Genomic DNA, 2,374 nt, shown 5'->3' on the forward strand with positions numbered 1-2,374 from the left:
TGCATCCGGCAAGGGCGCCGACCGTCGCGAGCACGGCGATGCCGGCGACCATGGCCTTCGTTGGTGACTTCATTGTCTGTCCTTCCATGTGGTGCTGAACGGGTGGTGCAGGATCACGACGGCGCTCACTGCGAGCGCGTGGGGGTGGCGCGCAGAGCGAGCCAGGCTGTGGAGTCGGGTGGGAGCACGCCGTCGAGCGGCGCACTGGAGAGGAGGACCTCATGGTGTGCAGGCAGCGGCACGGCGACCGCCCCGAGGTTGGTGACGCTGAGCGTGCCGTCACCACGGCGGAATGAAAGGACGTCGGCGCCCAGTTCGAGCCACTCCAGGTGGTCGCCGGCGAAGTCGTCGATGCGCCGTCGCAGAGCGATCGCCGTGCGATACAGGTTGAGCGTCGAAGAGGGGTCCGCATCCTGCGCCTCGACGGTGAGCGCCGCCCAGTCCTCGGGTTGCGGCAGCCAGGGAGCGCCACCGAAGCCGTAGGGGCTCGTCGCCCCCGTCCAGGGCAGCGGCACTCGGCAGCCGTCGCGTCCCGGGTCGACCCCGCCGGAGCGGAAGTGCATGGGGTCTTCGATCGCGTCGAGCGGCAGCTCGACCTCAGGAAGGCCGAGTTCGTCCCCCTGGTAGATGTAGAGACTGCCCGGCAGCGCGGCGACGAGCAGCGCGGCGGCGCGGGCCCTTCGCGCACCGCGAGCCGGGTCGGTCGGGGTGCCGAAGCGCTTGCGCTCGAAGGCGAAAGAGGAATCCGCCTGCCCGTACCGCGTGACCGGACGCGTGACGTCGTGGTTCGAGAGCACCCACGTGGCCGGGGCACCGACCGGCGCATGCTCCGCGAGGGTGCGGGTGATGGAATCGCGCATGGCACGCGCACTCCACGGCTGCGTCATGAAGCCGAAGTTGAAGGCGGTGTGCATCTCCCCCGGGCGCAGGTACCGGGCGAATCGCTCTGCATCCTCGAGCCACACCTCGCCCACGAGCACCCGCTCCCCGTCGTACTCGTCGGCGACCGCACGCCACTCGCGATAGATGTCGTGCAGCTCGTCGCGGTCGATGTGCGGATGGTCCACCGTGGGCGCCGAACCTGCGGGGAGGTCGGGAAGCGCGGGGTCCTTGACGGGAAGAGCCGCCGAGTCGATCCGGACACCCGCGACCCCGCGGTCGAACCAGAACCGCAGGACGTCTTGGTGCTCACGTCGCACATCGGGGTGGTTCCAGTTCAGGTCCGGCTGCTCGGGGGTGAACAGATGCAGGTACCACTCGCCGTCGGTGCCGTCGGGGTTCCGCGTGCGCGACCAGGTCTCGCCCTGGAAGCTCGACACCCAGTTCGTCGGGATGACGTCGCCGTGCTCCCCGCGGCCGTGGTGGAACCAGAACCGTTCCCGCTCCGGACTGCCTGGACCCGCCGCCAGCGCCCGCTGGAACCACTCGTGCTGATCCGAGATGTGATTGGGCACGATGTCGACGATCGTGCGGATGCCCAGAGCGAGCGCCTCCGCGATCAGCTGCTCCGCTTCCTCCAGGGAGCCGAAACGGGGATCGATGCGGCGGTAGTCCTGCACGTCGTACCCGCCGTCGGCGAGGGGGCTCAGGTACCACGGGGTGAACCAGAGCGCGTCCACCCCGAGGCTCTTCAAGTACGGGAGCCTCGAGCGGACACCCGCGAGATCGCCGATGCCGTCGCCGTTTCCGTCCGCGAAGCTGCGCACGTACACCTGGTAGATCACGGCCGTCCGCCACCAGCCGTCTCCAGCAGGCATGGTCAGGGTGCCGGCGGGTGCCGTCGTGCGCAGAACGTCAGTGTCCACGGAACTCCTCGTCGTCGGTGGCGATGAGTCGAATGTAGCTTTCTCAATCACTTAACGCAAGAACTAAACGAGTTGTCGCAAATTTGCGATGATTTGCGGGCACAGCAATCAGCGCACCGTCGGGGCCTGGGTCAGAGGGGCAGGGGCCCCGTCGAGGCGCGCAGCACCAGTTCGGGCTCGAACAGGAGCTCGTCGCTCGGCTGAGCCGTGCCGGCGATCTGCGCGAGCAGGAGGGCGATCACAGCTCGCCCCATCGACTCGATCGGCTGCCGAACCGTGGTCAGCGGCGGCTCGGTGCAGCTCATCAGCGCGGAGTCGTCGAATCCGACGATGCTCACGTCACCCGGCACCGACAGCCCGGCACGCCGCGCCGCGCGCACCGCCCCGAGCGCCATCGGGTCGCTCGCGCACACGATCGCCGTCGCACCGGCGGCGAACAGTCGTGAAGCCCCCGCCTGGCCGGACTCGAGCGAGTACATGCCGCGCACGACGAGTTCGTCCGCCAGCGGTGCGCCGAGCGATTCGAGCAGACGTCGCGCCGATTCGAGCTTGCGGCGGGGCGGGGTGTG

Annotated in this window: 2 protein-coding genes; both read right to left on the reverse strand. The window is 69.2% G+C overall.

Features of this window, described 5'->3' with window-relative positions; all coding sequences use genetic code 11:
- Window positions 1–125: 125 nt before the first annotated feature.
- The gene (locus DSP71_RS06930; protein WP_113680721.1) at window positions 126–1,757 is read right to left on the reverse strand and encodes a glycoside hydrolase family 13 protein; all 1,632 of its coding nucleotides are present in this window, start codon (window positions 1,755–1,757) and stop codon (window positions 126–128) included.
- Window positions 1,758–1,936: 179 nt separating this feature from the next.
- A partial coding sequence (locus DSP71_RS23285; protein ID WP_258546305.1) for a substrate-binding domain-containing protein occupies window positions 1,937–2,374 on the reverse strand: 438 nt, incomplete at its 5' end.

Source organism: Microbacterium sp. H6 (assembly GCF_003314775.1).
Classification (GTDB): domain Bacteria; phylum Actinomycetota; class Actinomycetes; order Actinomycetales; family Microbacteriaceae; genus Microbacterium; species Microbacterium oxydans.